This is a genomic window from Moritella yayanosii (assembly GCF_900465055.1).
GTDB classification, from domain to species: domain Bacteria; phylum Pseudomonadota; class Gammaproteobacteria; order Enterobacterales; family Moritellaceae; genus Moritella; species Moritella yayanosii.
On record NZ_LS483250.1, the window covers coordinates 1,169,896 to 1,194,016 of the forward strand.

General features: G+C 40.6%; 22 protein-coding genes. 8 read left to right on the forward strand and 14 right to left on the reverse strand.

Annotated features, from left to right (window positions below; translation table 11 throughout):
- Window positions 1-151 precede the first annotated feature (151 nt).
- From MORIYA_RS05265 to MORIYA_RS05290, 6 genes are all read right to left on the reverse strand, one after another.
- Complete coding sequence (locus tag MORIYA_RS05265) at window positions 152-601, reverse strand: hypothetical protein (RefSeq protein ID WP_197713356.1); 450 nt, start codon at window positions 599-601, stop codon at window positions 152-154.
- A 128-nt stretch (window positions 602-729) separates the two neighbouring features.
- The gene (locus MORIYA_RS05270; protein ID WP_112713297.1) at window positions 730-1,071 is read right to left on the reverse strand and encodes a hypothetical protein; all 342 of its coding nucleotides are present in this window, start codon (window positions 1,069-1,071) and stop codon (window positions 730-732) included.
- Between the two features lie 2 nt (window positions 1,072-1,073).
- A complete protein-coding gene (locus MORIYA_RS05275; RefSeq protein ID WP_232011519.1) occupies window positions 1,074-1,664 on the reverse strand; it encodes a hypothetical protein in 591 nt (196 codons plus the stop codon).
- Between the two features lie 78 nt (window positions 1,665-1,742).
- Entirely contained in the window at window positions 1,743-2,342 is a 600-nt protein-coding gene (locus tag MORIYA_RS05280; RefSeq protein ID WP_112713299.1) for a hypothetical protein, read from the reverse strand.
- A gap of 78 nt (window positions 2,343-2,420) precedes the next feature.
- The gene (locus MORIYA_RS05285; protein WP_112713299.1) at window positions 2,421-3,020 is read right to left on the reverse strand and encodes a hypothetical protein; all 600 of its coding nucleotides are present in this window, start codon (window positions 3,018-3,020) and stop codon (window positions 2,421-2,423) included.
- A gap of 109 nt (window positions 3,021-3,129) precedes the next feature.
- On the reverse strand, window positions 3,130-3,717 hold the full coding sequence (locus tag MORIYA_RS05290) for a hypothetical protein (RefSeq protein WP_112713301.1): 588 nt from the start codon (window positions 3,715-3,717) through the stop codon (window positions 3,130-3,132).
- 354 nt (window positions 3,718-4,071) lie between these two features.
- On the opposite strand from MORIYA_RS05290, the gene MORIYA_RS05295 reads away from it, so the two are divergent.
- The 4 genes from MORIYA_RS05295 (at window position 4,072) to MORIYA_RS05310 (ending at window position 8,394) form a co-directional block, all read left to right on the forward strand.
- Window positions 4,072-5,040 carry an integron integrase gene (locus MORIYA_RS05295; protein WP_112718456.1) on the forward strand — a complete coding sequence of 323 codons (969 nt, stop codon included), beginning with the start codon at window positions 4,072-4,074 and terminating at the stop codon, window positions 5,038-5,040.
- A gap of 222 nt (window positions 5,041-5,262) precedes the next feature.
- The gene (locus MORIYA_RS05300) at window positions 5,263-6,024 is read left to right on the forward strand and encodes an SDR family NAD(P)-dependent oxidoreductase (RefSeq protein ID WP_112713303.1); all 762 of its coding nucleotides are present in this window, start codon (window positions 5,263-5,265) and stop codon (window positions 6,022-6,024) included.
- Window positions 6,024-6,647, forward strand: a complete 624-nt coding sequence (locus tag MORIYA_RS05305) for a TetR family transcriptional regulator (RefSeq protein ID WP_112713305.1) — start codon at window positions 6,024-6,026, stop codon at window positions 6,645-6,647. Before MORIYA_RS05300 ends, MORIYA_RS05305 begins: the two co-directional genes overlap by 1 nt.
- A gap of 112 nt (window positions 6,648-6,759) precedes the next feature.
- Window positions 6,760-8,394 (forward strand): alkaline phosphatase, encoded by a 1,635-nt coding sequence (locus MORIYA_RS05310; RefSeq protein ID WP_174216900.1) that lies wholly within the window; start codon window positions 6,760-6,762, stop codon window positions 8,392-8,394.
- A 57-nt stretch (window positions 8,395-8,451) separates the two neighbouring features.
- Here the strand turns inward: MORIYA_RS05310 and MORIYA_RS05315 are convergent, their stop codons facing one another.
- Together MORIYA_RS05315 and MORIYA_RS05320 are read right to left on the reverse strand one after the other, a co-directional pair.
- On the reverse strand, window positions 8,452-9,489 hold the full coding sequence (locus tag MORIYA_RS05315; protein WP_112713307.1) for a sensor domain-containing diguanylate cyclase: 1,038 nt from the start codon (window positions 9,487-9,489) through the stop codon (window positions 8,452-8,454).
- 161 nt (window positions 9,490-9,650) lie between these two features.
- Window positions 9,651-11,741, reverse strand: coding sequence for an ExeM/NucH family extracellular endonuclease (locus MORIYA_RS05320; RefSeq protein ID WP_112713309.1), 2,091 nt, complete (start codon window positions 11,739-11,741; stop codon window positions 9,651-9,653).
- Window positions 11,742-11,822: 81 nt separating this feature from the next.
- On the opposite strand from MORIYA_RS05320, the gene murQ reads away from it, so the two are divergent.
- A complete protein-coding gene (gene murQ / locus MORIYA_RS05325; RefSeq protein ID WP_112713311.1) occupies window positions 11,823-12,722 on the forward strand; it encodes an N-acetylmuramic acid 6-phosphate etherase in 900 nt (299 codons plus the stop codon).
- A gap of 46 nt (window positions 12,723-12,768) precedes the next feature.
- Here the strand turns inward: murQ and hspQ are convergent, their stop codons facing one another.
- The 3 genes from hspQ to thpR form a co-directional block, all read right to left on the reverse strand.
- On the reverse strand, window positions 12,769-13,101 hold the full coding sequence (gene hspQ, locus MORIYA_RS05330; RefSeq protein ID WP_112713313.1) for a heat shock protein HspQ: 333 nt from the start codon (window positions 13,099-13,101) through the stop codon (window positions 12,769-12,771).
- 81 nt (window positions 13,102-13,182) lie between these two features.
- The gene (locus MORIYA_RS05335; protein WP_112713315.1) at window positions 13,183-14,340 is read right to left on the reverse strand and encodes a PQQ-dependent sugar dehydrogenase; all 1,158 of its coding nucleotides are present in this window, start codon (window positions 14,338-14,340) and stop codon (window positions 13,183-13,185) included.
- Window positions 14,341-14,364: 24 nt separating this feature from the next.
- Window positions 14,365-14,901: an RNA 2',3'-cyclic phosphodiesterase gene (thpR, locus tag MORIYA_RS05340; protein WP_112713317.1), complete on the reverse strand. Its 537-nt coding sequence runs from the start codon at window positions 14,899-14,901 to the stop codon at window positions 14,365-14,367.
- A 240-nt stretch (window positions 14,902-15,141) separates the two neighbouring features.
- Here thpR and MORIYA_RS05345 point away from each other — a divergent pair, with 240 nt between their 5' ends.
- Window positions 15,142-15,480: an FKBP-type peptidyl-prolyl cis-trans isomerase gene (locus MORIYA_RS05345; protein WP_112718460.1), complete on the forward strand. Its 339-nt coding sequence runs from the start codon at window positions 15,142-15,144 to the stop codon at window positions 15,478-15,480.
- A 128-nt stretch (window positions 15,481-15,608) separates the two neighbouring features.
- On the opposite strand, the gene MORIYA_RS05350 is transcribed toward MORIYA_RS05345, so the two are convergent.
- From MORIYA_RS05350 to MORIYA_RS05360, 3 genes are all read right to left on the reverse strand, one after another.
- Window positions 15,609-16,799 carry an iron-containing alcohol dehydrogenase gene (locus tag MORIYA_RS05350; RefSeq protein WP_112713319.1) on the reverse strand — a complete coding sequence of 397 codons (1,191 nt, stop codon included), beginning with the start codon at window positions 16,797-16,799 and terminating at the stop codon, window positions 15,609-15,611.
- Between the two features lie 147 nt (window positions 16,800-16,946).
- On the reverse strand, window positions 16,947-18,482 hold the full coding sequence (locus tag MORIYA_RS05355) for an MATE family efflux transporter (protein ID WP_112713321.1): 1,536 nt from the start codon (window positions 18,480-18,482) through the stop codon (window positions 16,947-16,949).
- Between the two features lie 138 nt (window positions 18,483-18,620).
- Entirely contained in the window at window positions 18,621-19,844 is a 1,224-nt protein-coding gene (locus MORIYA_RS05360) for a winged helix-turn-helix domain-containing protein (protein WP_112713323.1), read from the reverse strand.
- A 508-nt stretch (window positions 19,845-20,352) separates the two neighbouring features.
- Here MORIYA_RS05360 and MORIYA_RS05365 point away from each other — a divergent pair.
- Together MORIYA_RS05365 and MORIYA_RS05370 are read left to right on the forward strand one after the other, a co-directional pair.
- A complete protein-coding gene (locus MORIYA_RS05365) occupies window positions 20,353-21,570 on the forward strand; it encodes an alpha-xenorhabdolysin family binary toxin subunit A (RefSeq protein WP_112713325.1) in 1,218 nt (405 codons plus the stop codon).
- Window positions 21,571-21,704: 134 nt separating this feature from the next.
- Window positions 21,705-24,074, forward strand: a complete 2,370-nt coding sequence (locus tag MORIYA_RS05370; protein WP_112713327.1) for a hypothetical protein — start codon at window positions 21,705-21,707, stop codon at window positions 24,072-24,074.
- The last annotated feature ends 47 nt before the right edge of the window (window positions 24,075-24,121 follow it).

Genomic DNA, 24,121 nt, shown 5'->3' on the forward strand with positions numbered 1-24,121 from the left:
TTATCTCAATTTCGCTCGCCTTGGGTTTAGCCCAAGGCGAAGTACCCACCAAGATCAAACACGTTATTTACTATATAAAGAAGGGCTCGGGCTTGTTCAACACCCGAATAAGGTGTCGGCTGCGCGACACCTATTCTTATTTGTTATGTGTTTATTGACCAAATGCTGCTTTTACGTTTACCGATAATGAGATCGCTTTATGTAAAATAACAATTGAGTGAGTGATTAATTCTTCACTTCTCTCTGGTTCAAACCAATGTCCGTTAAACTTACCACCATGAAATAAATTATTTCTAACACGGCGTATGTAAAGAAGAATTAAATCAGCTTCACATTTTGACTGCGGAGGGATTGTCAACCACTCAATAGAACCGTCAGAAATAATTTGTTTTTTAGGGGGATGTTCCTTGATGTATTTAACCGCCTCTTTGAAACTCTCTACTGTAACTGAAGTAAATTTCTCATCTATTGATAAAGCAAAGTTTTCCCAATTTGCTGTAGCGTTTCCGTTGCCACAGTGGAAACCAGATGCTTTAAGCGAATACTCGATTCTAGCAAACAGCTTAAAAAACTCATATGCTTTTTCGTCTATTGTTGACACGGACACTCCTATTTAAAAACACATAACGCCAACCTAACCTGCTGCGTGCTGGCTCAGTTTTTTGCGTCTATTTTGAGAAAAATGAGACAGCTTTAGCCGTCTGGTTTAGGTTCTTGTTAAATTGCAATCTACTTTGATAGAGGTAGCAAAATCGGTACTTTAAACTTGATTCGACTAACAGAACTGTTTTGATTAGAAGCCTGAGAAGCCGAAGTTACAGAAATTTCTCCCATATTTCCTCCACCATCAGAAGTACTACTTTTTTCAATCACTGTTACAGCTATATCAAACTCCACACCTTGCAGAGGTACATATGTTTCCGTGCAAAAGCTGTAGTCTGTAGCTTTACCATCCATTCGAGCGGTACGTGGATTTATTTTTGCATTTTTAGTTTCGCTGTACGTTTGTGCAGAAGAAACACCGTCAATGATCTGTTTTAAAGTTTGTGAGATGAAATTTTCAAGTTGCATGGCTAGCCCAATAATGAAACGATTAAAGAACCAATAGATGCAATACTTGCAAATGTTGGCAAAGAGTTTACCAACGCGCCCACTACAACTTTACTTGGCTTGTCAGATTGACACTGAGAATCTATTGCATCAACGACTTCTAATGCATCTCGAGTTTCTTTATCAGATAGTTTAAGACGCATAACTTCTTCTCGTAGCGCAGATACACTCTCAAATAAGTCACCGTTATTGTTGACAATGTTTGTCGAGTTGTCGACCGAGTTATTGTTAACTCGGTTGTTCGCACCATTCAAATTATAAGTAATTGATTGAATGGCTTTATCAGCTTCAGGTAATCCAAGATTTTTATGAACAATTTGATAACCAGCAGGAATACCACTTAAGCCCTCATGAAAGCCAGGATCTATAACTTCATATGTTTGAGTTGTACCATTAGACATAGACCTTTGAATTAAATCACCTGTTTCTATCAAAATGTCGGAGCGATGAATAAATGTCTTCTTTGTTTGGACACTCGCTTGAATGTCATCGAAAACTTCACCACTCTTCTTTAATATTGATATTTTATCTTTCATCAAACTTGAAAATGGCACATCGGCCTCCTTGCAATTTAACGCAAGCAGCAGGCGCGCGCTTTTTGCGTCGCTCTGGCTGCCCTTGTTAGAATTTGTTTACACTGACTCTGCACTTTCGCGCATTGAGTCGGGATACCTAACTTTTAAGCCACGAGCTGACAGAATTTCAAAAACGTCATCTTCGTAACTTTCTAAATCAACATATTCGACAGCGTAGTCATCCCAAAAGTGCTCAAGAATAGGATCTATTACTTGATAGATAAATTGTGATGTTTCTAATCGAATATCTCTATCTGGTGTTGCAAAATGCTGTATACAGTTTCGTAACTTACCGAAAGAATGAAAAGTTTCCAAATCTTCGATCTTATAGCCAGTAGTTGCCCATAGTTTTTCAGGCAAATCGAAATACTGGATTGTTTTGGCGCTTTCAAATAAGTCATTTAATGAGAGAAAGCTACCATCGACCTTTGCTGATTTAGGGAGAGTAGAGAAAATCAGCAATGGGTGTTGATCTGCTATTGCAGCTTTTATAATTAGCTCAGCCGCATGTGCAGCTTGGAGCACACCAAAAACACCTTCATCTAGGCGAGAATCAGAACCGAAACTAGAATATAGAGAGTTTCGTTGTGCCTGAGAAAGGACACCAATTCCCAAGTCTAGAATATGTTGTGATATATTTTTAAGTTCAGGATTCATCCATACTCCGAAAAATTCTAACGCAAGCAGCAGGCGCGCGCTTTTTGCGTCGCTCTGGCTGCCCTTGTTAGAATTTGTTTACACTGACTCTGCACTTTCGCGCATTGAGTCGGGATACCTAACTTTTAAGCCACGAGCTGACAGAATTTCAAAAACGTCATCTTCGTAACTTTCTAAATCAACATATTCGACAGCGTAGTCATCCCAAAAGTGCTCAAGAATAGGATCTATTACTTGATAGATAAATTGTGATGTTTCTAATCGAATATCTCTATCTGGTGTTGCAAAATGCTGTATACAGTTTCGTAACTTACCGAAAGAATGAAAAGTTTCCAAATCTTCGATCTTATAGCCAGTAGTTGCCCATAGTTTTTCAGGCAAATCGAAATACTGGATTGTTTTGGCGCTTTCAAATAAGTCATTTAATGAGAGAAAGCTACCATCGACCTTTGCTGATTTAGGGAGAGTAGAGAAAATCAGCAATGGGTGTTGATCTGCTATTGCAGCTTTTATAATTAGCTCAGCCGCATGTGCAGCTTGGAGCACACCAAAAACACCTTCATCTAGGCGAGAATCAGAACCGAAACTAGAATATAGAGAGTTTCGTTGTGCCTGAGAAAGGACACCAATTCCCAAGTCTAGAATATGTTGTGATATATTTTTAAGTTCAGGATTCATCCATACTCCGAAAAATTCTAACGCCGCACTAAGCGGACTAAAATAGTGGGTTAAAATGTGTAGCGAAGCGAAACGTAACCCACTGTTTTAGTTCCGTTTAAGTGCCTTGTTATGATTTGGCTAAATGCGAAAACTGTCTATCTTGTTTTATATATTCAATTAAACCATAACGCCCTTGAAACACTTTTGACCCTTGGAGTAAGTTTTCATAGTTAACACTGTCAATTGGGCATTCTTGATCTTCTTTCCAACTAGCAAACGCATAAACAATTAATACAGAGCCCGCATGTAGACCTTTATAGTAACCTTGTTGGATTAAGTCACTTTTACCAACTACGTCATAAAACTTATGGCTCCAGTACTCTTCAATAGAACTTAATACCATTTGATAATGTTCAGTCTCAATTTTATTCTTGAACTGTTTAAATTTTTCGATTTCTCTAGCTGACATTATCCAGTTACTTCGGTCGTTGCTTACTATGCCACTTTCCTCTTTATTTTTAGTTAGAATTTCAAATGATGCTTCCAGCTTAATAACTGCGGCATCAAACAACTCTTTATCTAAAGATAACCGTTTATCAAATTTGTTTTTCTTGTATGTAAAAGTCAAACCGACTAATGCGAAGACCGCTGAAGATAAAGCAATGAATGCAGATATTGTCGAAATCATATTTCCCTCGTTGAAAAAACTTTGCATTGAGAATCCTAGAAAATCATAACAGCTTATTATACTGACGTCTTAATAAAGCTCTTTTCAACGCCAAACAAAAACCAACTATAACATACAAAACAATATTTAAAATCAATGCATTACATATATTAAAACCGCTAATTAGATCAGTACCTTTCCCCCAAACGGAGACTTTTATTTATAGGGGTCTCTACAAATAAAACAACTAAAAATTAACTACCTAAAAATCAATGACATAAGTAATTTCAGAGATTAAATTAAGACCTTTCATCGCAAAATTGCGACTTTATTTGGCAAAAAACCACTAAAGCCATTATACCTGTACATAACAACAGCATTTTAATGGATATCCAATTAGCTATGACTAACTCACCTTTTTTAGAAACAATTAGAATTGATATGAGGACTAAACATTACAGTATCAGAACAGAAAAATCGTATCTGTACTGGATAAAAAAATTCATTTTATTTAACGATAAAAGACATCCTGAGAAAATGGGCAATATCGAAATTGAACGATTTCTTAATTACATTGCAACCTACCGACATGTCAGTGCTTCAACACAAAATATTGCTTTGTGCGCAATAATATATCTTTACCGACATATTATTAAAGTTGAAATAAAAGACCTTAATTATAAATTTGCAAAACAGCCAAAACGGCTACCAACAGTATTATCTGCTACAGAAATCGCCTCGATACTGCATCATATGTCTGGTAAGTATCACCTTATAACTGCGTTACTCTACGGCTGCGGTTTCAGATTAAGTGAAGCACTGTCGCTTAGAATTAAAGACATCGATTTATCAAACCATTCCATATTTGTTTTTAGAGGAAAAGGTGCCAAAGATAGGTATACCTTATTGCCTCACTCACTGATCCCTGCACTAAAAAAACAAATAGCCTTTGCCCAACAAGTACATGATAATGATCTACATGAAGGTTATGGCTGTGCTTCAGTGCCACCCGCACTGCATAAAAAATACCAGAATTCATTAAAATCATTTTCATGGCAATATCTATTCCCATCAAACGTTCGCTGTGTTCACCCCTACGATGGATATATCTGCCGTCACCATATTCATAGTTCTGCTTATTCCAAAAAATTACGTCCGGCGGTTATTGCAAGCCAAATTACAAAACGCGTTTCTGCACATACATTCCGCCATTCATTTGCAACACAACTACTTATATCCGGTAGTGACATTAGAACGGTACAAGAATTACTGGGTCACACTGATATAAAAACAACAGAATTATATACACACGTAATCGGTAGTCGCCGTGCAGGAACGGCTAGCCCCATTGATACAATAAACATGATTTGATAACAAAAATTAAGTATATAAAATCGTGTTGTTGAGCGGTCTAGGAAGTACGCTCCAATCACATGGCATCAACCACACAAAACGATTTCCATTTTCGTGCGCCATACCACTTAAGTAACCTTGGGTTATTTACAAATGCAACAACGCCATATAGTCTAAGTTACCTCAGGTTATTTAACCTGTTTTCGATTTACGTTACATCTAATGACAAAAGGAATTGCAATGAGTTATACAGTAATCACAGGCGCAAGTGCGGGTATCGGCAGTGAATTCGCGATACAACTGGCGCAAACAGGCCAAAACTTAGTATTAGTGGCGCGCCGTAAAGACAAGTTAGAAGCACTGGCAGAAACACTGCAACTCGAACACGGTATTGACGTGAAATGCTTTGCCATTGATCTTGCCGAACCAATGGGTAGTGAAATATTAGCGACCGAGATCAGCATCAACAATCTTGCGATAAATGGCCTGATTAACAATGCCGGGTTTGGCGACCGCGGTAACTTTGCAGACCTGCCGCTGCAACGCCAAATGCAGATGATCCAATTAAATGTCAGCACCTTGGTCGAACTCACCCACCGCTTAGTACCCAACATGCTTGAACAAGACAAACCATTCATCATCAATGTTGCATCAACCGCGGCGTTTCAGGCGGGGCCCAACATGGCGATATACTATGCGACCAAAGCATTTGTACTGTCATTCTCAGAAGCGATACACGAAGAACTGCGTCATCAAGGTATTGCCGTCAGTGCGCTGTGCCCTGGTCCAACGCTGTCTGAGTTTGCCGTTGAAGCCAACATTGCCGACTCAAACCTATTTAAAGCAAGCGCTATGACGTCGGCAGAAGTTGCCAAACAAGCCTTAGCCAACCGCAACAGTGCAATTGTGATCACAGGTATTAAAAACCAAGTCGGCGTACTACTAGGCAAAGTATCACCCCGCTTCATGACCCGTAAAATTGCTGGATGGTTACAAGCCTAATGCAATGTATTATTAAAAGCCGCGCCACGACACCAGAGCAAAAAACACTGCGTCTTGCTCAGATCATGGACGTCACCGCGGCTCGTTTTACCACCCTCAGTTATGAAGACGTTAACTTAAAGCATATCGCTGCCGATGTGGGGATCACCAAAGCCGCCTTATATCGGTATTTCAGAAATAAAGAAACTTTATTTCTGGCTGTCTATACCCAAGAAACACAAAGCTTAGCGCTGACTGCAGCAAGTGAAATGGATCAGCAATCGCTGACTGATTCAATCTGTAATACCTTAAGCAAACACCCGTTATTTTGTAAACTCAGTGCCATCATGCACACCGCGCTGCAATGTAACTTAACGCTAGACGAAGCCCGAGAGTTCAAAACCACCTTATTGCAGTTTATCCAGCAGTACGCGACGATGATCAGCGAATATTATGCACTGAGTTTCGCGCAAGCGACTGAGTTGTTATTACAAGTACAGCAAGTGATTATTGGCTGTTGGCATATGAGCCATTCTGTCGGCGCGGTTGCCGAGGTGATTAAAGAAGGACCATTACAGTTATTTGAACTTAACTTTGCAGATATATTACACCGTCATATCGCCCGACTTGTTGGCAGTCATTAACAATCAATAACATTATTGTATATATCATTAATCAATTCATAAAAATGTAACACAATCATTATAACCTACCCGCAATAAAAACAACTAAATTAACCATTTACAGGGATTTATAATGATTAAACCTAGTGTCTTAATGCTTGCGATTTCAAGCATATTTCTTAGCGCTTGTAACGACTCTGCTGCTGTAACCGCAGCACCAGAAACAACCAAAGTTAAAAATCTTATCTTGATGATTGGCGATGGTATGGGCCCGCAACAAGTGGGTCTATTAGAAGAATATGCACAGCGTGCCCCGCATTCTATTTATAACGAAAAAGGCAATAAAACCGCCTTATCTATATTCGCCGATGCGGGTGTTATGGGCCTATCATTAAATGCACCGTATGGCAGTAATGGCAGCCTAGTTGTTGATTCCGCCTGTTCGGCAACACAACTTGCCACCGGTGTTGCAGCAGGCTCGGAGATGATAGGGTTAGACAATCAAGGTAACATCGTCGAAACCATTCTCGAAAGAGCCAAGGCACAAGGCAAAGCCACCGGTTTAGTCTCTGATACCCGTATTACTCATGCCACGCCAGCTGCATTCGCAGCGCATCAACCACACCGCTCGTTCGAAGCTAAAATTGCAGAGCAACTCATCGAATCAGGCAACGTCGATGTCATGCTCTCTGGTGGCGCGCGGGTATTCTTGCCAGCCGACATTAAAACCAACCAAGCGAGTCGTGACCAAATGGCCGCTTTAGGTATGCCGACTAGTGTTTACAAAAAATCCAAACGTAAAGACCAACGTAACTTATTATTAGAAGCGAAAAACCAACACGGTTACAACCTGGCGTTCAATAAAGATCAACTTGCGGCAGCTCAAGGCACTACACTGCTGGGTTTATTTGCCAACTCAGGCATGGCAGACGGCATTGCTTATACCGCCTGTAAACAAGACAACAGTTGCACGCAACCCTCGTTACGCGATATGACCATGAAAGCATTAGACATATTGTCTAAAGACGAAGATGGTTTCTTTTTAATGATTGAAGGTGGTCAAATCGATTGGGCTGGTCATGTTAACGATGCGGGCTGGATGCTACATGAACTGATCAAGTTTGATGAAGCAGTCGCTGCGGTTTATGACTGGGTAAAAGATCGTGACGATACGCTGGTTATTATTACTGCTGATCACGAAACAGGTAGTTTTGGTTTCAGTTATTCACGTAATAATTTACCCGCAAGCCAGCACTTAACCGGCAATGGTATGCAAGGTAAAGAATACAAACCAAACTTCAATTTTGGTGAACTGTCACAACTTGATAAACTGTATGCGCAAAGCGGGACTTTTTACGCCATGATGGATCAAGTCAGTGCCGATTGGAATTTCAACAATACCACAGGTCAACAATGGGCTGATGCGATAAACACTTACAGTGCCTTTAAAGTAACCCCAGAGCAAGCGGCACAGATTGGTTTACGCGAAGAGAATGAATATCATGTCGATGGGCATAAATACCTCAGCGCCAAGGAATTCCCGAAAGTGAATGACTTTAAAGAGTTTTATGTCTATGGCGACGAGATCCACGCCAACTTAATTGGCCGTGCATTAGGTGCTTCACAAAATATCGTGTGGGGAACGGGTACGCACACTGCAACGCCAGTACCTGTCTATGCATTTGGACCGAAGAACATCATCCAGCAGTTTTCAACTATGCAGCATCATGTCGAATTAAGCCAGAAAATGGCTGACGCGTTATTATAAACAACAATACTGTTAACACCTAAAATCAACTCGTTTAAGGAAAGTCTTCATTAATCCTTAAACGAGTTTTGCTAATATTTGATTCTTGCCTGAACGTTTCACTTTATACAATAAATCATCAGCCATTTTATACAATTCGAGCATATCCTTATCGGTACGCTTGATCGTCACCATGCCCAATGAAATTGTCACGTACCGATAGCTGTCATTGCCTTTGTGCGGAATAGCCAACTCTTGCACCGCAAGCCGGATATCAGTGACAAATTGTGATGCCATAATTTCATCATCAGCATAAAATAATAAGCCAAACTCTTCACCGCCTAAACGGAATATATAATCATCTGTACGTAATAACTTACTCTGTAATAAATGAGAGATAATAACTAAGGCTTCATCGCCAGCTACATGACCGTAGTTATCATTGTATTTTTTGAAGTTATCAATGTCGATAATGGCAAAATTCAATAACTGAGTGTGACATTTAGCTGCGCGTAAACTGTCTGGAAATACCGCGTTGAACTTACGTCGATTGTAGAGACCTGTGAGTGGATCTGTCATTGAGTAGGTTTCTAAACGGCGATTCTTTTCTTTTAATTCTGCTTTTTGCTTTTTAAGCTCAGTCACATCAAGCATAACGCCGACAACCCCAAGAATTTGGCCGTCATCATCAAGCACTGAGGCTTTATAAAACGCGAATATACGGATCGCACCGTCAGCACATTTGACTGACGTTTCATACACTTGTTTACCCGGATTTGTCATTAACAACACATCTTTAGCATGATAGATTTCAGCCAGTTCGTGCGGTATATATTCACCTAAATCGAACAACGACTTGCCAATAATTTTGGTTTTATCTATGCCTAAAATAGTCTCAGCGAAAGCATTATTGCACTGCTGATAGACCCCGTCAGTGTTTTTATAAAACAGCGGACTGGGGATGGTATCAACTAAAGTTTGCAGTAATTGTGTTGTTTCTAGTGATGCACTTGCTATTTGGTTCGCTAACTCAAGCTGCTGCTGTAACAGAGCGGATTGTTCTTTAAGCTCTACAACTTGTGTTTCTAATTCTTGGTAGGTTAATTTTTTGTTCATCGTACACCAAATCAAATGTAAAACTAAAACGACGCTAAACTGTCGTTAACTAAAATAGTCGCTCACTAGAATACCGAGCACCCCAATGCAGGTGGCAGTATTATACAAGATTATGCCTGCGTTTAACTAAGATTCAGCTACATTATGCCATCTCATCGGATTTACTTCAGTTCAATAAACAAAGGTTCGTGATCTGAAGACGAAAATACCGACGCCATATTGCGCATGGCACCGACAGCGTCGCCAACGCCAACGCCAACACGGCTATTATTTATCTCTTGATTGCGATTCGATTGCCTACTGTTATTAACAACATAGCTTTCAGCTGCGTTAATGTGCCATATTTTTTGCGTCACTAAGCTCGATAATAGATCCGGACTTAATAAAATGTAATCTAAACGTCCCAATGCCTTAAAAGAATAAGTCCAGCCAGTTTCCGGTTGATTAACGAATGGATCGTGATAGCCAAATCCAATGTTAGTTTTGGCATTCAGCAAGGTTTTGCCCAAGTAATTATAACCACTGTGGACTATTTTATAATAAGCATAACGCGCAAGATCATAGTCGGTTAATACTAACAGTGGATCTTCTTTCGGATAGCTATTTAAATCACCCAGGATAATCTTACTGCCCGACTCACTGGCTAACGCTTGTGCCAATACACTCGCCGCTGTCGTTCTAAACTGCGCACAATGGCCTTGTCTATCTTGAGCTAACGTTCGCTTTGCCTGTTGCCATGCACGTAATGATTGCTGACTTTTATTGCGCTTGCGCTTTAGTTTTTTCAGCATGGCGGCACGCTGCTTATCTTCAGCACATTTAGAACCTTTGGATTTAAAATGGTTCACGCTAATAGTCAGGCGTTTACTTTGGCGGTGATTATCGCTGACACGGATAAATGTCGGTGTTAGCGCAGGGCGGTGATAAGCATTGCCGAGCATGCTACGCTGTATCGGTAACTGAATGACGCGCGTATTAACCAGTTTGAGCTGAGTTGGCCGGTAAAAACCAGCCACCGTGATAGCACCAGTGCCCAAATAACGTCCTTGATGTAAGTCTGATTTACGCGGTTTGACCATGACATAATGTTTACTGGGATCTTGTATCGCTTGATTCACTAAGTCTAACAAACGCCTTATCGCAGAATTCTGACCAAAACCATTATTCTCCATTTCCATCAAACCAATAAAATCAGCATCCAATGCCACTATAGTGTCACGCAATTGAATTTCTTGGTTACGCAGTGCTGACAATGTCGTCGCGCCACGGTTCTGTCGTAATGGATTATTGTCGCCACCCGCTGCGCGATTAAAATAATTGAGTAAATTGAAACTGGCAATACGAAGATGCGCACCGGTTCGTGGCGCTAAACTCTGCCTGTCACGGCGATGTTGAAATTGCGTTTGAGCTAAGGCATTATCGGCCAGTAGTCTAAACTCACCATAACTAAAATCGAGCACTCCAACAATACCCGATACCCTGTCGTTCACCCGCATGTAGTCTAGGTCTGAAGTCAGTGAGCGCCCAGCTGCTAACTGTAAATACAATCGCCGCTGCTTGTTCTCTAACGCTTGCTGGTCGGCATGGATGCTACCAGGAAAGGCCATGGTGTTGGGGTGAATATTAATCTGTTGGTGGCTCAGGATCATAGTGTAATTTTGCCAGCGACGATCATAATACAAAGGTTTAGTCACGCGCATATCGGTGATGTTGACCAAACGTACTTGCATGCCTTCATAACGCTCTAAGGTGTCACTAAAGTTGGCATCCGCAGTTGCCACCATTATATTGGTTGGTTGTACCCTCACCGCGCTATCAACAGTACTATCGAGAATAGTGATGTCGGCAGTTACTTGTAATCGCGTCATGCCATAATATTCTTCTACAAATCCAGTCACGCAGACGCTGCTATCACGTTTAATATTGGCAATTTCAGCCGTGCTCACAAAGATACCGGTTGAAGCTAGGCTTAGTGTCGTTGCAGTGGTCTGTTGCATAAAGAAGCCGGCATTTCGCCCCGATTTTAGCTTAGTAACCACGCCTTGCACCGTAAATACCTTATCACTGCGATAGGCGCGTTCGCTGCGTTTGTTAACAAAAGGCGAGCGCTTGCCCTGCCCCTGTAATTGACTAATTGAGCTATTCTCACCAACACATAAAACCGGCTTGTGCTTATGCAATAAGTCAGCAGCGAATGCGCTAGTCATCGCCAATATAATGATGATCCCGCGGCGAAGTAAACTCCCTAGCATTCTCTACACTTCTGTTTTAGAATCATCACCATCAATCCTTTCATTAGACCCTGCGTCTCGTGCTGTATGAGTGTAGTTACTATGGATATAAAATCGCTTACTTCTGAACAAAGAAATTCGGCAAGTGCTAACCTAGATCAACTTTCAACATTGGAACTTGTTAAGTTATTCAACAATGAAGATGACAAAGTCACACAAGCCATTAAGCTTGAACTGCCCCTCATTGCAGCGGCAATTGATATTATCACCCACGCCTTTCAGCAAGACGGACGGTTAATTTATATTGGTGCAGGCACGTCTGGCCGTTTAGGTGTGTTAGATGCTTCAGAATGTCCTCCAACCTTTGGGGTGGGCCACCAGCAGGTACAAGGTATTATCGCCGGTGGTAAGGCGGCTATGTTTAAAGCGCAAGAAGGCGCAGAAGATGATATAAACGCCGCGCAACGCGATTTAACGCAAATCCAATTAACGCCGCAAGATGTTGTCGTAGGTATCGCCGCATCTGGCCGCACACCTTATGTCATAGGTGGTTTAACGTTTGCCAATAAACTCGGCTGTGACACCATCGCGATCAGCTGTAATAACGATGCCCCTATCTCTAGCATTGCTAAAATTGCCATTACACCTGTTGTCGGCCCTGAAGTATTAACGGGCTCAAGCCGGATGAAAGCCGGGACAGCACAGAAACTCGTGCTTAATATGCTCAGTACCGGGGCGATGGTCCGAACCGGTAAAGTCTATCAAAACTTGATGGTCGATGTGAAAACCTCGAATGAAAAACTCATCATCCGCAGTGAAAATATCATCATGGATGTGACAGGCGTCGCGCGTGAACGTGCACAAGCGCTATTAGTACAAGCTAATCAACACGTAAAGTCTGCCATTTTAATGGAACTCAACGGCGTTGATTATGATACCGCAACCCAACAGTTAGCGGATAACCTAGGCTTCTTACGTCAGGCGTTAACGTCATCAACATAATAAAGGACTGATGTTACTCAGTCCTTTATTATTTTCAACAAGACCATCAGTTGGCTTTGTTGGCATTCATATAGTGTCCATTTTGCAAATCAGTAAATAGTTTCTTGACCATAGGGTGATTTATTTTATTTCCACTCGGGTCAACTTCTAAGTTTTGCTCTGCCACATAAGTCAAACGTGTCGAATCATTGACGATAACATGATACCAAGGTTTATCTTTCGGCGGCCGACTGCGAGCAACAGCTTGATACCATTCTTCAGGTAATTGAAAATACGGATCTATGTCAATAACGACCCCTCTATAATCAAATAATTTGTGATGTACTAAGTCACCGATGGAATACTTAGTCATAATGATTTTGCATTGAGAATCAGTCATTTTCTAGCACCTACAATAAACATGATCTTACCTATCAGTATTACAATTATAGCGCTTCTGTCTATCGCGAGATCGACGATACTAGTCCTGCAATGGCCTCAATCGTAAAATAAGGCCACTGTCGGTAGAAAAATACAACCAACCTTCAGGGCTTTCTGCAAGCGCACGCACCCGTTCATTGAGGCCTTGCAACAAACGTTCTTCGCCTACGGCATGACCCTGACTATCCAAGCTAATGCGATTAATATGGGTAAGTTTTAACGCACCCGCCAGTAAATTGCCCTGCCACCGGGGAAACGCGTTACCGGAATAGCGCAGTAAACTACCTGGGGCTATGGATGGCACATAATACTTAACCGGTTGCTCCATGCCCGCTTTATGCGTCCCTTCCCCCACCTTAAATGGCCCCCAATATTCCTTGCCATAAGAGATCACCGGCCAGCCATAATTTGCGCCCGCAACAATCAGATTGATCTCATCACCACCCCGAGGACCATGTTCAATCATCCACAACCGGTTATTGTCGCGATCATAAAAAATGCCCTGCGGATTACGATGACCATAACTCCATATTTCTGGCAACCTCGCTTTAACGCCAACAAAAGGATTATCCGCCGGCACACTGCCATCTCGATTCAGCCTTAATACTGAACCAGCATGCGTCGACAAGTCTTGGCCATTACGGCGTACCCCTCGATCGCCCACGGTAAAAAACAGGTGCCCTTGGTCATCAAAGGTAATACGACTACCAAAATGCCGGCTGGTATCGCTAGCCGAACGAGTCACTAACAATTCAGTCCATTGCAACAAACGCTGGCCGTTCCGCTTGGCCCTGGCCAAAGTAGTCACAGTACTAGCTTGATGACGTTTACTGTAAGTGAAATAAATCCAGTCTCCGGGTTTAAAGTCGTCAGGCACCGCGACGTCCAGCATGCCTCCTTGCCCTGTCGCGTTAACTATCGGCGATCCCTGCAGTTCGATTATGCTGGCCGTTGTTTGGGGCGTGATCGTTAGTATTTTTATCTTACCGCTGCGCTCAGTAAAAATGATTTGTGATGAATTTAAAAAGGCCATGCCCCAAGGCACACCCAGGCCTTGTGCCACTTTTTCAACACGAAACTGCATGCCTTCACTTTCACCCGTCAATAAAGGCTCCGCGAATACTAAACGGCTGCAGAACCATGCCGCGCAACATAATATAATCAATAACAGTGGTTTTTTTAGCGTTAAAATCATCATCTACAATATGGGCTTAGTTACAAATCATCCATTAAGTGTAGTGAATATATATTCCCTACGCTTGGTATATATTGGTGCTGGCTCGTGCTCTGCACAATACAAGACGAATCCAGTAACAGATAACTCAGTTGACACACTCTTTCCTTTTTCTAATAGCAAATCCATCAAGGCATCACTCGGCCGACTAATGCGGGCGAGTGTAATATGTGGCACGTATGTACGCTCCTCACTTTTTATTCCGCGATGCAGTAGTACCCTAGAGATCAGTTGATGAAGATCAGTAAGCGCCCCAGTTGGTATGACACTGGTAACAAAAATGGATTTGGCTCCACGCGATTTGAAAAATTGACAACCAGTAAGCATCAAATTGAACGGCTTAACATTTACCGATATTAATTCTAGTTCAATAGCTGACGCTTCAGCTTCAGTGACGTTACCAATGAATCTCACTGTTATGTGTTTTACCCCCTGAACCGGGATCTGCTCTGTCCTAGGAAAAAGCTTATTCAATTGATGACCGACATCATTAGCGACTTCTATCGCAGTAAATAGTCTTGGCATATTCCCCCCATTGAGCACATAGTTTTGTTATTGAGCACACAGCTTTATCATTCGGCTCGAGATTAACAAGGCTCTTGTCTACTAATTATAACTGACTGTTTGTTTTTCATCGTGAGGACTCATATTCTGGATACACTCAAAAGCAATTAATGCTAATATTCCCGCATTCCTGCAGCATCGATTCGAACATTAGTTCACGACTAAAAATGGACCTCAATGACCCTTAATGAGATTAACACTATGACAGAACTACAAATAACAGACATCCACATTGGTGAAGGCAAAGAAGCCGTTAAGGGCGCTTTGATCACTACCCAGTACCGTGGATTTTTAAATGACGGCACCCAATTCGACTCGTCTTATGACAAAGGTAAACCGTTTCAGTGTGTGATAGGTACTGGCCGTGTGATTAAAGGTTGGGATCAAGGCATTATGGGCATGAAAGTGGGCGGTAAACGTAAGTTATTCGTGCCATCAGCATTGGCTTATGGCGAACGTAACATGGGTGCAATGATCCCTGCGCATTCAGACCTAAGTTTTGAAATTGAATTGTTAGAAGTACTGACTCGCGACGAATAATCGCTTAGACATGTGCATTTAAAAACAATGACATTCATAACAACAATTATCCCCGTTATGAATGTCACCTCTCCTAGCCGCTTGAATCACTTAGCGGCGGGTACTGAGAAAAGAATTAAAAAAAAGAATTAAGCAGACACTAGTTTCTTCAACAAATCTTCACATTGTGTTCTGTTCATCAGTTTCGGCACAGGGTAATCACAATACGCTTCTCTCACTGCACGCTTCGCAAGTTCCGGTATGTCACTGGCTTTAAGCTCGGGGAAATCGGTTTGAATATTTAACGTTTGGTTCAACGCTTTCACCCCCGCAACAAACTTATGTGCCGCTGCAACTTGCGAATCGTCACTGGTCGCTACCCCTGCGGCAATCGCTAATTCAGCATAACGGCATAATGCATTCTCAAATGAGAAATCCAGGATATACGGTAAGATCACCGCATTAGCAAGGCCGTGAGGAATATGATAATACCCCCCCATTTGATGGGCGATCGCATGTGCATAACCAATCGATGCCCGAGTAAACGCCACGCCCGCATTAAAACTCGCAATCGACATTTGGCGGCGTGCTTCGATATTACTACCATCTGCATAAGCGGTCGGTAGATTAGCGAAAATACGTTTTACCGCATCATAACCGTATGCTTTGGTTTGCTCGGTAGCATGAAAACCAATATACGATTCAACCGCATGGGTTAACGCATCGATACCGGTTTCAGCCGTAATTTTAGCCGGAAGTCCAAGCATTAACAGTGGATCAAGGATCGCAACGGCTGGCACTAAACTAGGATCAACAAGAGTGAATTTTTTCTTTTTGTCTGGGTCAGTCACGACAGCAACAACGGTCGTTTCAGAACCGGTGCCCGCCGTCGTTGGAATAGCAATAAATGGCGGCAATGCTTTACGCACACGTAACATACCGACCAATTTTCTAGCATCGACGTTTTTAACCGCCGACGCCGCAATCGCTTTGGCGCAATCCATCGGCGAACCGCCACCTAATGCAATCACACTGTCACAGCCATGTTGTTTGTACTGCTGCCAGCCATTACCGATAAGCGAAAAAGTTGGATCAGGTGTTACTTCGTCAAACAATGCATAGGCAATATTCTCAGCATCTAATGCATCAGTTAACTGCTTGGCTATGCCTAACTTTACTAACATCGCATCAGTTACAATCAGCGGTTTAGTACCACCCAATGCTGTTAATACCTGTGCCGTTTGGGTAATAGCACCCTCGCCTTCAATCAGCTTAGGCAGTGGAATAGGGACCAGTTTATTTACTTTTCCGCGGATTTTTATAACAGTTTGATGCAACATAAATTTTCCATTTTAATTAATACGTCAAGAGCAGTAACCCTATGTTCGGCTTGATTTATCCAGTTGATTAAAGTAACTGCCTAATGCAACCTAGGATCCGAATATAATTACTTCGCTTTAAACAGGACTAATTCACATTATATATAATTACGGTTTGGCGTTGTTATCATTATCCGCCAATAGCAAGTTAGAGCCTTTACTGTCGTACTCTTCGTTGTACATGCCAAACTGTGAACACTCAGAAGATAACGCGTTCACCGTAGATGTTGTTGCTATCTCCGGCATCTCAGCAATCCTGGTAATCTCTGTACCATTAGTAACCTCAGCCAGTTTATTGGCAAATTCTTTATCACGATCGGTTTCACATTCTTTTTGTTTGATTAACTTAAATGCCAGCATGATCGAAGCAATACCAAAGAACACAGACCCGACCGCCTGACCAATTAATATGCCCTTAACACCGGCAATTTCGGCACCGATCAATACAAATGGGATAGTTCCCAATGTGGCTTTGCCCATATTAAACCAAGTCGAATACTTGGGTTTCCCCAAGTTATTAAAACTGGCGTTGGCAATAAACATCATGCCATTAAAGATAAAGGTAAATGCTAATAAACGGCAGAATAACGTCACCACTTCCCCCGCATCACCGGTAAGGTTAAAAGCACTGATCAGATAGTCTTCAATTAAAAACAACAGCAAAGACACCACGACCACATAACCACAGCAGAACCATAACGCGTCTTTGAGACTTTGACGTACCCGCGGGATTAATTTAGCGCCATAGTTTTGCCCTAAGATCGGCCCTATCGCACCCGACAACGCAAAGATCATCCCAAACGCCACCGGAAGAATACGGTTAATAGTGGCATAACCCGCCATAAAGCTATCACCAAATTCGGCAATACTACGGGTAACAAAAGCATTCCCAATCGGCGTGGCAATATTGGTTAACATCGCAGGCAAGGCAATCGCCATAATAAAGGGTAATTGCGCTTTAAAACTGTCAATATACCAATTACTTAACAGTTTATGTTTAGAATAAACCCCATAAAATGCCAACGCAAATACCGCACAACGCGACAAGACACTGGCAATCGCTGCGCCTTCAATGCCCATGTTTAAGGTAAAAATGAAAATGGGATCTAATATCGCATTAACGATGCCACCGCCAATGGTGGATAACATAGATAATTTACCATCCCCGACTGCGCGTAAGCTTGCCCCAAGCGCCATTGCAACCGACATCAGTGGCATCGACGGCACCAGAATTTGTAAATACACAGTACCCAAACGTAAGGTTTCGCCTTTGGCTCCCAATAACGCCAGCAGATATTCAATGTTCAACCAGGTCAGTAACATAATAATCAGCGATACAAAAATGGTCACGATACTGATGTTAGTTACATAAGACCGCGCACTCTCCCGCTTACCCTGGCCTAAGGCTTTAGATACCAATGCGCCCATCGAAATAGACAAACCAATTGAGATTGAGGTGGTGAAAAAGGCCACTGTCCCCGCATAACCCACCGCCGCGGCTAAGTGTTGCTCACCTAATAAACTGAGATAAAAAAGGTCCAGTAAATCGACTAAAAATAGACAGGTTAAACCGATAGCGCCCGTCGAGCTCATATAAATAATATGCGACAAAGTAGAGCCTTGGGTGAACTTAGCAGTGGTCATAAGGAGTCTGAATAATTAATGGAGAATAGAGATACTATTTGTAACATTGTGCCGTGTGTATCGCAATACAGAAAGCAAAAAGCCGGTACGTGTAGAGCCAAATACACTCAGAAAGTGGTGCTAAATACTGTAACAATCCTAATACAGTGGATGTTCTTCAAATAACCACATCTTATTAGAAGAGACAGATACCCATAGCGATTGATTCCCCCATTCTTCAATCTTCCAAATGACACGTCGTTCTGTAATTTTTTTGCTACATTTTTCTTTCATAATACGATTAAAAGGGATGATGTCTATTGTTCTATTTTGCATAATTAACGCTGCTGTACCGACGTTGTGATCAAAACTGAAAGTAAAATCACCGCTACGACTAATAAAGGTATTTTTTGTATCTGATTTCTTTGAATATAATATAGAGCCTTTATACTTCCCTTCATATTTTTTATCTTTAATCTTGAATTTTTTAAATCCGCTTTCGACCTGATTGTTAAAATCGAATATAAAGCGCACTTTATCCGTTATGGTGAGTTGTTCATCAACAAACATATAGTTAGTCGAGCTCATCATTAGTCCTGTAAATAACGGTAGTTCACTTTTAATTTTTTGCTGTAATGAGAACCACTCTGTCACTTTATTAGCCGCTATGTTCTCTTCATTAGCAGGTAATTCTAATACTTTGCTTACAGTACTGTCACACGTAGTAGCATTATTACTTAATGGGCAAGCTAGAATATAGGTTTTATTATTGGTCATAAAAGAAAATACCTTACTTTTGGTCGGTATTTTGTCCGAGAACATTTCAATCATAACTTGTCTATCTTTGTTTATATCCTCATTTGAGATAAATGTAAGGTAGTTGCCATTATGTATATAGTTGGTATGAGGAGACAAGAACCCCAATTCTTCATTATTACTTTCCCTGTGTAGAAACTGTTCATAGAGTATGTAGGGTAATAGTAAAAAAATGCAAAATAGCAGTATATTTGTCGATTTTATCTTATAGACTTTTAACTTATAGATAAAGTGCGGTCGTAAAGATAACGCATCTTCCGATAATACCGCCGCATTTTTAACGGTGTAACCCTGATTAAATACAGTCGCGATAACATCATCAGCGCCACATAACGCTAATTTTTTTCTTAGCGAATAGACAGCTTGTGTTAAAGATTGATCGGTTACTTCCAACCCTGGCCAGCCTATAACCTTCAGCTCTTCTTTAGAAACGACAGCCCCATTTTTGCTGCATAACAAGTCAATAATTTCTTTTTCTGATGAACTTAATTTCTGCGTACTGTCTGGACTTTTAAGATTCGCTTTTATTTTACAAAAAATGACATCATTTGAAATTTTGTATGTCATAAAAGGAACCCTCTATCAGGATAATAAAATAAGTTAACACTATAATAATTAGAATCTTAGATGCTAATTATTATATAACCTAAAAGTATACATATAGCTATATCTTTATATTAAATACTTTATGGAATAACGAGTTCCATAATTTATATAATTCGAATTTAATCTTTTCCTACATAGGATAGATCTGAAAATTTACCATGTTTAAATAAATTTAAAGTTATTTTTAATAACCAATCCTGTTTATGTATCTACACTGCGATAAATTGTACTCAACAATGAAAACAACTTCGCTTTACGCATAGTGAAAATAAAAAACCAAACCCTTATAAATCAATGGCTTTATATTTATAAACAGAAATAAATTCAATAAAAAATCATTTATACACATCAAATTTAGACCTGTGTTCCAAAAACAATTATATCGCTCTGGCATATTCCTATCGCCGAAAAGGATTAATATTTCTTAAACCTTAAAAATAAAATGATATTTATCTAAGGGAACAGCCAAATGAAAATGAAAAAAAATAAACAATTCCGAGGTTTTAAAATCAGCTTACTTGCTTTATCTGTTGTTGGATCAACATTATTGCATGCACAAACCATCACTGAAATTCCGCCACTTGATTATGATACGATCCAAGGGGACATTGCAGGTGATTCATTATTTATTGATACTGGATCAGATACATCCTTACTTTCAACCACTGAGTGGTATCAAATCCAAGCCTATGCAACGGCTGCCATCGCATTACCCAAAACAGAAGCGTCTTTACGCACATTAACAAAATTCCCTGCTAGTGATGCCTTTAGTTATGAATACCAGAATTTGTTAACTGAATTTACCAACATTAATCAGTCAGGCCATGATTGGAATTCAACAATTTATCCAGGTATTGTTGATTTAGCGTTACAGCTTGCAAACTACGGCGATATACACCCACAACTTATATTACCTCTGATGGATCAACTTACCCAACTGCAACAAAATGCAATAAGCTGGAACCTTTCGGCTGCGGCGACGAATCGTGACGCTGCGCTGGCTTTTTTAAATGTATTGAAGAACTTTACAACTCTCCAACAGCAAGCAACAAGCAAGGCTGTTGAAGAGTTAAAACAGTTTGCAGCCGATGTTGAAGCACAAAAAGTACAACTTGATGTTATTGAAAGCGATTTTTCTACATTATTGAGCAGCGCTGCAATTAGTACGTTGAGAGAAAATATCAGACTGTTAAACAGTGAAATAGCAGGTTACAGAAGCGATCTGAGTGAAGCGAAACGTAATATTGGCCTCTGTGCAATAGGTGGTCCGCTTGTTTTAACTATTTGTGGCAGTATTGAAGGCGCTAGAAAAATCAGGTTAGATAATTTGATTGAAGATGTAAACAATCAAATAAATGATGCGAATTCAAGTTTAGAACATGCGGTTAACCTTGCCGCTTCTTATGAAATCGCTCACTCAAACATCAATGAAATGCTGACACATATTAAAAATGCATTACCTCAGCTTAAAAAAGTACAACTGCACTGGCAGGGCCTAGAAAGTGATTTCGACTCGCTCACCACATCGTTAAATTCATTAGATAGTGAAGATGCCTTAAGAAATGCCAATTTACTGGTTGCTGGTATTGTGAGTAGCCCACTGGCTGGCGTGGTCGGTCCGAAATGGCTGGAGATAAGCACCAAGGCAAGAAGGTTTGCGCAGAATGCTTATGTGATCATGGATTAAAGCGATCTATTAACACTGTTTATCTAACGCGATATTGGGTTAGATAAATAGCTGTAACGGCCTATATCGGCTCAATCAGTATTCAATGTTAATTTTCAATATTATTAACATTACTATGATTATAAGGATGTAAGATGAAAGTTTTAAACGCTTTTATTATCACACTAAGTTTGTTATTTAGCTTTGCCGTTAACGCGACTGAATGGCTTAATTATTATAAGCTGCCACAACCTAAAAATTTACCAGATAGCGTTACTGAAAAAACGATAGTCAATGATGGTCAGTCTTATTTAGTCTCAGGTATGCAGTTAGATTTAAGTACTATTTTAAATGATTATTCATTAATGAGTGGTACTAATAAACCGAATGTAATCGTTATTGTAGCGGATACACTTGTTGTAACTGAAAGTGTTATAACAAACTTGACCAATCAACGGTTATTTATATTTGCTCGGAATATTACCGGCGATAGTGCCATCACATTAAATATAGATGCAAGGTCCTCGAATTCAGTGAGCCTGGGTATATTTGCAAAAAACATCAATGATAATATCAACGTGATCACCCTACTTCCTTCAGGTTATGAGTTTGATATTGTGGTGCCGGTAACGGATGGTTTTGGTGAAATTTATACTATCTCAGAAACGGTATATAATAAGAGCGTAATAAAGAGTGAAATAGACGGCTTGATCGCCATTGATAGTGCCCCATACTTAGCTGTTTTTAATCATTCTTTTGATATGGCAGCATCTATTTTTGATAACGCACCAGAACTTAGCATAACGATGCTTGACTGGGTTGAAAACGTATTGAGGTTCATGCCTGTCACGATTGCTCAAAACGTAGAATTAAAGTCGCTCTACTTACAAGTATCAAACTTAAAGCAATTCATCCAACTTTCTTACAATAACCCTCATTATGTTCCGGGCTTAAGCCATGATATGTATGAATATACATATGCGAGTTATTTAGATGCGATGGGAGCCTATGAAGATAAATATCAGCACTATATTGATAGAAATATCGTGCTTGCAGATCGTAAACAACTTGCCGTGCTTATGCTTGAAGACTTGCAGGGTGTCAGTAATGCAGAGTTTGCGATTATTGACAGGTCGGTTAGCCAAGTTAATCAATTAAGAGCATCCCTTATTCAGCAAACAGCTAACTATGAAGGCCAAGAGACTAATATACTTAAAGCTCAAATTACTTTTAGGCAGGGTTTAGAGACGTTTGCAGACCGAGCGACCATTCAAACGGTGTTTGATGTAGTCAGTGCAATCGCCAATGCAGGCACCGCTATTGCTGGTTCTGCTGGAGGAGATCCCAGTGGTTTAATCAAATTTATAGCCACTCTACCTGATTTAGGTACAAAAATAATATTATTAAAGAAAAGGTTAGACGTCATTGCGAAAAGACAGCGTGAGATTAAAGAATCGCTGGCAGCAATCGATACTTTTTCTAACGATGTAAAGTATCAAGTTGTGGTCAATGATATTGCAAAATTCTATAATACTATTCAACACACGGTACCAACAGTGGAAGCATCAAACCTAGTGTGGGATGAGTTTCTCATTGATGCTCGAGCTGACTTTGCGAGTGTGATTAGTGCTGGTGTTGGTGGCGCTACTCATTACCTTGCAGAGTTGGAAAGACTGGCTGCTCAGGCAAAAGCGATTTCAGCAACAGCGATTAATTTGGCACAAGCGTTATCTCGACAGATTGATTTAAGAATTGCGAGTCAAGTTAATGCGGCGAATATCAACCGAGTATCAGCGCTTATTTCGTCAATTGATGACGATGCCAGTGCCGTGTACGCATTAGAAGGCGCATTTTTCAGAACCTTGAGTAACCTTAAACGCCCTATGTTTATCGCGCTTGCCAATTATCAATCTGCTTTTGCTTACTGGTCTTTAGAAGAGAGTGTTGTCACTGCCTCTTTAAACAAGTCATTTGCTGCTTATACACAAGATCTTGCTTTTATGCGTGAGCAGGAAGCGGCTAGTTTGGATCGGTTTTACCCACGTCCACAAGACTTTACGTCGATTGTGCATAACATTAATGGCACCGAAAAATTAGAAGAATTTAAAAATACGGGTATTTTACATTTCACGTTACCATTAAATAGCACCATATTTTCAGATTTCGACAGGGTTAGGCTGGATGAAGTCAGTATTCTTATCGAGGGCACTGGACTACCAACAGGTTTGTATAATATTGACTTACTATCGAGTGGTACTTATCAAGATAGAAGGTATCAAAATAATTACACTTTTACAGCCAGGCCATTATTTAGACGAATCATTTACAATTTGGTAAATAGTCAAACACAAGAAGTGAATATCCTGACAAGTGGAGCGATAGCATCTGATTATGCGCTAAACTATTTTATGCCAACTCCTTTTACAACTTGGACCATAAAATTAAATAACTGGGAAGATATCGATCTGAGTACGATGAATAATATTAAAGTTAGCTTTTCTGGAAATGGAATTCCAACTTTCTAGGTCAGTACAGAAAGCAAAAAGCCGGTACTTAACTGAATAAGTACCGG

Excerpts from the sequence above, each read along its gene's own strand:
- MORIYA_RS05270 (WP_112713297.1), bottom strand. The coding sequence starts at position 1,071 with ATGCAACTTGAAAATTTCATCTCACAAACTTTAAAACAGATCATTGAC.
- MORIYA_RS05280 (WP_112713299.1), bottom strand. The coding sequence starts at position 2,342 with ATGAATCCTGAACTTAAAAATATATCACAACATATTCTAGACTTGGGA.
- MORIYA_RS05285 (WP_112713299.1), bottom strand. The coding sequence starts at position 3,020 with ATGAATCCTGAACTTAAAAATATATCACAACATATTCTAGACTTGGGA.
- MORIYA_RS05290 (WP_112713301.1), bottom strand. The coding sequence starts at position 3,717 with ATGCAAAGTTTTTTCAACGAGGGAAATATGATTTCGACAATATCTGCA.
- MORIYA_RS05295 (WP_112718456.1), top strand. The coding sequence starts at position 4,072 with ATGACTAACTCACCTTTTTTAGAAACAATTAGAATTGATATGAGGACT.
- MORIYA_RS05300 (WP_112713303.1), top strand. The coding sequence starts at position 5,263 with ATGAGTTATACAGTAATCACAGGCGCAAGTGCGGGTATCGGCAGTGAA.
- MORIYA_RS05305 (WP_112713305.1), top strand. The coding sequence starts at position 6,024 with ATGCAATGTATTATTAAAAGCCGCGCCACGACACCAGAGCAAAAAACA.
- MORIYA_RS05310 (WP_174216900.1), top strand. The coding sequence starts at position 6,760 with ATGATTAAACCTAGTGTCTTAATGCTTGCGATTTCAAGCATATTTCTT.
- MORIYA_RS05315 (WP_112713307.1), bottom strand. The coding sequence starts at position 9,489 with ATGAACAAAAAATTAACCTACCAAGAATTAGAAACACAAGTTGTAGAG.
- MORIYA_RS05320 (WP_112713309.1), bottom strand. The coding sequence starts at position 11,741 with ATGCTAGGGAGTTTACTTCGCCGCGGGATCATCATTATATTGGCGATG.
- murQ (WP_112713311.1), top strand. The coding sequence starts at position 11,823 with ATGGATATAAAATCGCTTACTTCTGAACAAAGAAATTCGGCAAGTGCT.
- hspQ (WP_112713313.1), bottom strand. The coding sequence starts at position 13,101 with ATGACTGATTCTCAATGCAAAATCATTATGACTAAGTATTCCATCGGT.
- MORIYA_RS05335 (WP_112713315.1), bottom strand. The coding sequence starts at position 14,340 with ATGATGATTTTAACGCTAAAAAAACCACTGTTATTGATTATATTATGT.
- thpR (WP_112713317.1), bottom strand. The coding sequence starts at position 14,901 with ATGCCAAGACTATTTACTGCGATAGAAGTCGCTAATGATGTCGGTCAT.
- MORIYA_RS05345 (WP_112718460.1), top strand. The coding sequence starts at position 15,142 with ATGACAGAACTACAAATAACAGACATCCACATTGGTGAAGGCAAAGAA.
- MORIYA_RS05350 (WP_112713319.1), bottom strand. The coding sequence starts at position 16,799 with ATGTTGCATCAAACTGTTATAAAAATCCGCGGAAAAGTAAATAAACTG.
- MORIYA_RS05355 (WP_112713321.1), bottom strand. The coding sequence starts at position 18,482 with ATGACCACTGCTAAGTTCACCCAAGGCTCTACTTTGTCGCATATTATT.
- MORIYA_RS05360 (WP_112713323.1), bottom strand. The coding sequence starts at position 19,844 with ATGACATACAAAATTTCAAATGATGTCATTTTTTGTAAAATAAAAGCG.
- MORIYA_RS05365 (WP_112713325.1), top strand. The coding sequence starts at position 20,353 with ATGAAAATGAAAAAAAATAAACAATTCCGAGGTTTTAAAATCAGCTTA.
- MORIYA_RS05370 (WP_112713327.1), top strand. The coding sequence starts at position 21,705 with ATGAAAGTTTTAAACGCTTTTATTATCACACTAAGTTTGTTATTTAGC.